Below are 6,780 nucleotides of genomic sequence, written 5' to 3'. Positions count from 1 at the left end.
GGTCGCGCCCAGACGCTTGCCGTTGACCAGCACCAGGGTGCGGTTGGCGCCGAGGTTGCGCAGATCGATGTAGTAACCACCGACGGATTCGCCCGAGGACAGCGGCGAGGTGCGGCTGATCGCCGGCGAGCCCGCGGCGGTGATGTTCTGCAGGATGTCGGCGACCGACTTGAAGCCCTGCTTCTCGATGTCGGCGCGGGTGATCTGAAGAACCGGTGCGGCGGTTTCGACGTCAACCTGACGGATGCGCGAACCGGTCACTTCGACGCGGTCAAGCGTGGTGGCGTCCTTGCTGCCGGCCGTGTCTTGCGCGGACGCAATGCCCGTGCCGACCAGGGCGGTGGTACCCACTGCGAGAGCGAAGGAAATCGCTTCGCGGAGCTGGGTGGTCTTAAAGGTCATCTCTCTCTCTCCGAGTCTGTCGTGTTGTACCCGTGGACTCACTGGCGGAGTCAATGCAAACGCCAAATCCAGCAAGTTGGCCGGATCGTAACTGCACAGGCACAAAAATTAAAGTGTTGTTAAGCATTAAATTTCACTTAAGTACGACAAGCGGGCACTTGGAAGGCGTCCAAACGTTTGCTGACTTTGGCGTATGGATGAGTGGCGGGCCTGTGGGGGCCGGTTGTTAAGATCAGGTTGAGAGACGGCAGGCGAGGGGAGGCGGGCTGCAAGGGGCGCCTGTGCAAGGCGGGATTCGGCGACCTGGAAGTGCCAGACGAGCATTGCCCTGCTTGGCTCTAGGGCAGGGGCAGGCGTATGTCAGGCGTGATGGCGTGGCCGCCGGCGCGAGCGTTTTTTCCGGGCAATCCGCTTGTTTTCAGGGTTTTCGGCGAATCGCGCGCTGGACGTTCCGGCTTGCGCGCGCGGGTGCCGAGAGGCTTGTGGCGATCCCGATCAGGCGCGCTCGGCAGAAGTCAGCGGCAGTCAACGAAGCGGTCGACCGTGAGCGGCCGAGCCCTATTTATGTTGCAGTGCACAATGAGCGGTGATGGCCGGGCAAACGCGCATAAGGCAGAAGGACGGGCGCAACGCAAGGCTCATTAGACACGTCAAAAGTGCCAGGTACGGGTGAACTTGCTGAGGAGTGTCGTGGGCGGATTGAAGCCACATCCGGGCGCCCCCGCTAGGTGCCTTCGTTCGACCAGTCTGAGGTCTGGGCTGGGAATCCCGCCGTGCCACGCGCCGTGCGACCGGACTGGAGGCGCTTGAATCAGCCCGCCGTACGGGAGCCGTGCGGACGCTCAAACGTTTCGGCCAGCGATCGATAGTCGATGTCGAGGTATTGGCGGCGTGATGGCGTTGGCGTCGTAGAGGCAGGCAATCACCCGCCTGCAACCGCCAGATGAACCAAGCGGCAAACAATCAGACGGGGAGCAATGAGCGGATGCGAAACAAGGGGCGGGCGCGAAGCGTGCCCCGGGATCACAGATCCTGTTCGTAACGAACGTAGGGCACGGTGCCCTCGTCTTTCTCGCCGTTGCCGGGGGCGAACGGGTTCTTGCCGCGGGTAACCACGTTTTCCGCGCCGACCGTGAGCTGGCCGCTCCAAGGCGTACGCCAGGTCAGGCCGACGCCGAGACCTTCCCACTGGCCGGGCTGGCCAGGGGTGTCGACCACGCGGCCGACGATATTGGCGCCGAAATTACCGATGCCAGCGCCGATGGTGATGCTCTTGCTGCTCCAGCGATCGGCCAAGCCGGGCATTTCGCCGGCCGGGATCAGCTTGGCGCGGGCCCAAGTGCCGCCGATCGAGACCATGGCCTCGCGGCCGATGTTCTTCTGGCCGTAGACGGTCAGGGTGTTCTGGTCGACGCGGCTGTTGCGATTGTTCGGGCTGAGCCAGCCGGGCAGGGCGTCGCGGCCGCTGCCGATCGCCACGCCGACTTTGCCGCCGGGGCGGCTGAGGCTGGCGCCCGCGGACAACTGCCGGTTGTTGGCGTGGTCGTCGTCTTCGTCGAGAGCGGCGAGCAAACAGTGATTGGCGAGATTGCCGATCGCGCCGGCCAGACCGGTCTTGCGATCGCAGACCAGGCCGAGGCCATCGCCGCCGTCCAGGCCGAGGGTCGCATCGAAGGTGTTGGCGCCGGACTTCCAGCGCGCGCCGGCGGCCTGCTTTTCGGCCGGTTCCAGCTGCAGCACGTATTCGAGCTTGCCGTTGTTCTGGTTCCACACCGGCAGGTAGGTGGTATCGCGCTTGCTCTGCGCATGCGCGCCCGTTGCCACGCCTAGGGCGAGCAGCACGGCAAGCGGCAATGAGCGCAGATGCTTGGGCATACCTTGAGTGTGTGGTTGAGCGCGGACTGACGTTAAGACCGGATGAAGCCGGCCGAGTTCCCCATTTCCTTGGCGTCGACTATAGCCGGTTTATGTTTATTTAACAATCTGAAAACGGTCCCAGATCGGCACTCGACAGGCTCACTGTACTCGCTGCGGAGCCTGTATTTGCACGGCAGCGGCGGCGAACAGGTCGGCAATTTGGTTGCGATCGAAACCATAGCGTTGGCCGCAGAACTCACAACGGATGTGCGCCTCGCCGTCGGCGGCGTCGACCGCGGCGTCGGCTTCCTCGCGGCCGAGCGAGACCAGCATCGCCTCGACCCGTTCGCGCGAGCATGAGCAGGCGAACCCCAGCGGCTTGTCGCCCAGCAACTGCACGCCGTCCTCGTGGAACAGGCGGTTCAGCACGATCGCGGCCGGCAGGGTCAGCAGTTCGTCGCTGCGCAGGGTGTCGAACAGGGCGCCGGCGCGGACCCAGCCGTCGTCGTCGCCTTCGTCGCCTGGCAGCTTCTGCAGCATCAGGCCGGCGGCCTGATGTTCGTCGGCGACCAGCAGCAGCCGGGTCGGCAATTGTTCGGACTGGCGGAAATAGCCTTCGAAGGCGCCGGCCAGCGAATCGGATTCCAGCCCGACCAAGCCCTGGTAGCGGACCGGATCGCGGCCGTGCAGGCCGGGGTTTTCGATGGTGATCGCGAGCATCGCGTCGGGGCCGAGGTCGCGCAGGTCGCGCGAGACTTCGCCGCTGTCCTCGGACAACTGCACGATGCCGCGCAAGGTACCGGCTGCGGTGCATTCGGCGAACAAGGTGCGCAGGGCGCCGTTGCCGCGCAACTGCACCGACAGGCGGCCGTCGACCTTGGCGTGGCCGGTGAACAAGGCCGCCGCGGCGACCGCTTCGCCGAGCAGCTGCGCGGCCGCGGCCGGGTACTCGGCGCGTTCGCGGATCTGCCGCCAGGTGTCGTGCAGGTGGACATGCACGCCGCGCACGCCGGCCGCTTCGATCATGAAACGGGTCAGGCGGTCGCGCTCGCCGGGCGTGTCGGTGCCGGGGGCGGTGGTTGCGGCGGGATGGGCGTCGGTCATCGTCGTACTCTGGCGGCTGCGGCGCGGATCGCGCGCATTCCGAAGCCAGCGGCCTCGGCATCGCGGATAATGCGCGGGATTCTGTGAGGGGGGAGGTGAAGGCTATGCCGATGCGATCGGAGTGGAGATCACGAACGCGGGTTTGCCGCCACGCGGCAACAGTGGGGACGGCGACGGCACGGTGCAAGGCTTGAGCCGGGCCATGTCCGGCGCCAATCCCGGGCCCGGTCCGGTCGAAGCCGCGAGCGGCCCGGGCCAGAGCGCGCCGCGTCCGCGCCGGTTGCGGCGCTGGCTGCGCTGGCTGATCGCGCTGCCGTTCCTGTTCGTGCTGGCCTCGATCCTGCAGGTCGCGAGCCTGCGCTTCATCGATCCGCCGTTCTCGGCGTTCATGATGATCCGCCAGTTCGAAGCCTGGGGTTCGGGCGATTTCGGCTTCCGTCTGGCCCACGACTGGCGCGATCTGGACGAGATTTCGCCGAACCTGCCGGTGGCGCTGGTCGCCTCGGAGGACCAGAACTTCGCCGAACATTTCGGCTTCGATCTCAAGGCGATCGAGAAGGCGCGCAAGAACAACGAACGCGGGCGCAAGGTCCGCGGCGGCAGCACGATCAGCCAGCAGACCGCCAAGAACCTGTTCCTGTGGAGCGGCCGCAGTTGGATCCGCAAGGGCATCGAAGCCTGGTACACGCTGCTGCTGGAGACGATGTGGCCCAAGCATCGGATCATCGAGGTCTACGCCAACATCGCCGAATTCGGCGACGGCGTGTACGGCGCCCAGGCCGCGGCGCGCACCTTCTACCGCAAGGACGCCAGCCGGCTGGCGCCGGCCGAAGCCGCGCGCATGGCGGCGGTGCTGCCCAATCCCAAGCGCTACAGCATCGCCAGACCCGGGCCGTACGTGCAGCGGCGGGCCGGGGCGATCCAGCGCCAGATGCGCTACATCGGCGGCAGCGAGTACCTCAAGCAACTCGAGTGAAGCCGCCGCGGCGCGCCCGCGGCTACTATGCGCGGCATGAGCCGCGATCGCGTCACCGTCGTCCTGGCCGCCTTCGACGAGGCCGCCAGCCTGCCCCTGCTGCAGCCGCGCATCGCGGCGGCGCTCGACGCCTTGCAGGTCGACGGCGTCGAAGGCCGCGTGCTGTACGTCGACGACGGCAGCCGCGACCGCACCTGGCCGATCCTGCAGGCGATCGCCGCGGCCGATCCGCGGGTTTCGCTGCTGCGGCTGTCGCGCAACTTCGGCAAGGAGGCCGCGTTGACCGCCGGCCTGGACCTGGTCGACGACGGCGCCGCGCTGATCCTCGACGCCGACGGCCAGGACCCGCCGGAACTGATCGCGCAATTCGTCGCGCTGTGGCGCGAAGGTTACGACGACGTCTACGGCACGCGTCTGGAACGCGAAGGCGAGGGCTGGCTCAAGCGCGGCACCGCGCATGCGTTCTACCGGGTGATCGGGCGGCTGTCGCGCACGCCGATCCCGGCCGACACCGGCGATTTCCGTCTGCTATCGCCGCGCGCGCTGGACGCGCTGCGGCAATTGCGCGAGCGCCATCGATTCATGAAGGGCCTGTTCGGCTGGATCGGCTACAACCGCATCGCGGTGCCGTATCACCGCGAGCCGCGGGTGGCCGGCGCCAGCAAGTTCAACCTGTGGCGGCTGTGGAATCTGGCGCTGGAAGGCATCACCAGTTTCTCGACCGCGCCGCTGCGGCTGGCCACGTATCTGGGACTGGCCACGGCGCTGGTGGCGTTCGCGTACGCGCTCAAGGTGGTGATCAAGGCGTTGCTGTTCGGCGACCCGGTGCAGGGCTGGCCGACGATGATGGCGGTGATCCTGTTCCTCGGCGGCGTGCAGTTGATCGCGCTGGGGCTGATTGGCGAATACCTGGGCCGGCTGTACGAAGAATCCAAACAGCGGCCGCTGTACCTCGTCGACACCTGGCAGCCCGCGGCAGGAGTATCCTCGGGGCAGACCCGGTTTTCCCAGCTCGATCATCCCCAGCTCGATCCCCAGCTCGTGGAAGGAGACCGCAATGCGCACCGTACGACAGCTGTTGGACGCCAAGGCGGCTGAGGTTTTCGCGATCGGCCCCGATGCGCCGGTCATCGACGCGATCCGCCTGATGGCCGAAAAACGCATCGGCGCGGTCCTGGTGATGGAGGGATCGCGATTGGCCGGGATCCTGTCCGAGCGCGATTACGCACGCAAGATCGTGCTGCAGGGCCGTTCCTCGGCCGACACCCCGGTACGCGACATCATGACCGCGCAGGTGGTCAGCGTGAGCCTGGGCGACAGCGCCGAACGCTGCATGCAGATCGTGACCGAGCGGCGCATCCGCCACTTGCCGGTGCTGGAAGGCGGCGAGGTGATCGGCGTGGTGTCGATCGGCGATCTGGTCAAGGCGGTGATCGAGGATCAGCAGGTGGAACTGGATCAACTGCAGCGGTATATCGCCAGCTGATCGTTGCAAGGTATTTGCTCGCGGCTTGACGTAGGCGCGAGCCGCTTTCACTTGAGCGAAGGAAACGCATGACCTCGATGCAACGTGCTGCCATCGGCCTGACGACGGTGCTGATGATGTTTCTGGCGGGTTGCGGCGCCAAATCGCCCGAAGCCGACAAGGCGCCTGAAGCCGCTGTTGCAGCCGTGCCGCCCGACTTGTCGAAGGGGCCGGTGACCGCAACGATCTCGCCCGACGCGGGCACGGTGACTTACGGCGTTTCCGAGCGCAGCATCGAACTGAGCGTGGCCGATGTGTTCGGCACGCGAGCAGGGAAATTCGACAAGGCCGTGATCGTCGCGCAAGGCCATCAGGGCGATCGCTACGACGTGGTGCTGCGCCTGGAAGCGCCCAGCGATCCCAAGCAAGACGGTGGACGTTGCAGTGCCGGTCGCGAAGTATCCATGCGGCATGTCGCTTTCGACACCGGCTCGACCGTGATCAGTTCCTCCAACGATTTGTCATCTTGCTTGCAGCGTTTGCGCGTGGTGGCCGAACGTCGTCGGCCCGATGGCGGGCTCGATTTCGATCTGATGCGCACCAACGCCGATGGCAGCGATAGTCCGCTCTATCTGAGCTATGACACCGCGGACTTTACGAAGTCGATCAACTTCTGAGTTGGCGCCTGACACGCGCATCCATGCGTGTCGCTGTCCGGGGGCTTTTGTTCTCGCCAGTTAAAGCCTCGCAGTACTGGAGGCAATAGCTGAAACGAGGTCCAAGCCGCATCGTCTCCCTGTAGGAGCGGCGCGAGCCGCGACCGCGCCACTACGGCTACACCGTAGGTTGCGACGCATGCGCAATGTTGCGGTCGCGGCTTGCGCCGCTCCTACAGGTAGGCAATGCAGATTTTGCTTGGGCTTGAAGTCGCGCAGTTCATCCAGCGCTGCGGCGCTTGTAACTCGCGTTAGCACAC

At 65.9% G+C, this 6,780-nt stretch carries 7 protein-coding genes; 4 read left to right on the top strand and 3 right to left on the bottom strand.

All coding sequences use genetic code 11. The features are described from left to right. The 3 genes from ASD86_RS28115 to ASD86_RS25365 form a co-directional block, all read right to left on the bottom strand. Positions 1–402 (bottom strand): TonB-dependent receptor plug domain-containing protein (locus tag ASD86_RS28115; RefSeq protein WP_235567899.1); only part of this gene is annotated, 402 nt, incomplete at its 3' end. A 1,023-nt stretch (positions 403–1,425) separates the two neighbouring features. Beyond that, complete coding sequence (locus ASD86_RS25370) at positions 1,426–2,241, bottom strand: hypothetical protein (RefSeq protein WP_200957315.1); 816 nt, start codon at positions 2,239–2,241, stop codon at positions 1,426–1,428. Positions 2,242–2,418: 177 nt separating this feature from the next. Continuing rightward, complete coding sequence (locus tag ASD86_RS25365; protein WP_082578710.1) at positions 2,419–3,363, bottom strand: Hsp33 family molecular chaperone HslO; 945 nt, start codon at positions 3,361–3,363, stop codon at positions 2,419–2,421. A gap of 202 nt (positions 3,364–3,565) precedes the next feature. Here ASD86_RS25365 and mtgA point away from each other — a divergent pair, with 202 nt between their 5' ends. From mtgA to ASD86_RS25345, 4 genes are all read left to right on the top strand, one after another. Continuing rightward, the gene (gene mtgA, locus ASD86_RS25360) at positions 3,566–4,339 is read left to right on the top strand and encodes a monofunctional biosynthetic peptidoglycan transglycosylase (protein ID WP_056117491.1); all 774 of its coding nucleotides are present in this window, start codon (positions 3,566–3,568) and stop codon (positions 4,337–4,339) included. 36 nt (positions 4,340–4,375) lie between these two features. After that, the gene (locus ASD86_RS25355; protein WP_056117489.1) at positions 4,376–5,437 is read left to right on the top strand and encodes a glycosyltransferase family 2 protein; all 1,062 of its coding nucleotides are present in this window, start codon (positions 4,376–4,378) and stop codon (positions 5,435–5,437) included. Next, positions 5,397–5,825 carry a CBS domain-containing protein gene (locus tag ASD86_RS25350; RefSeq protein ID WP_056117234.1) on the top strand — a complete coding sequence of 143 codons (429 nt, stop codon included), beginning with the start codon at positions 5,397–5,399 and terminating at the stop codon, positions 5,823–5,825. The genes ASD86_RS25355 and ASD86_RS25350 overlap by 41 nt, the downstream gene beginning before the upstream one ends. 68 nt (positions 5,826–5,893) lie before the next feature. Continuing rightward, positions 5,894–6,481: a hypothetical protein gene (locus ASD86_RS25345; protein WP_056117232.1), complete on the top strand. Its 588-nt coding sequence runs from the start codon at positions 5,894–5,896 to the stop codon at positions 6,479–6,481. Positions 6,482–6,780: the final 299 nt, after the last annotated feature.

The organism is Lysobacter sp. Root690, from assembly GCF_001427785.1.
GTDB lineage: Bacteria > Pseudomonadota > Gammaproteobacteria > Xanthomonadales > Xanthomonadaceae > Lysobacter.
This window is presented reverse-complemented; position numbering and strand designations above follow the sequence as displayed.

Excerpts from the sequence above, each read along its gene's own strand:
- ASD86_RS25365 (WP_082578710.1), bottom strand. The coding sequence starts at position 3,363 with ATGACCGACGCCCATCCCGCCGCAACCACCGCCCCCGGCACCGACACG.
- mtgA (WP_056117491.1), top strand. The coding sequence starts at position 3,566 with ATGTCCGGCGCCAATCCCGGGCCCGGTCCGGTCGAAGCCGCGAGCGGC.
- ASD86_RS25355 (WP_056117489.1), top strand. The coding sequence starts at position 4,376 with ATGAGCCGCGATCGCGTCACCGTCGTCCTGGCCGCCTTCGACGAGGCC.
- ASD86_RS25350 (WP_056117234.1), top strand. The coding sequence starts at position 5,397 with ATGCGCACCGTACGACAGCTGTTGGACGCCAAGGCGGCTGAGGTTTTC.
- ASD86_RS25345 (WP_056117232.1), top strand. The coding sequence starts at position 5,894 with ATGACCTCGATGCAACGTGCTGCCATCGGCCTGACGACGGTGCTGATG.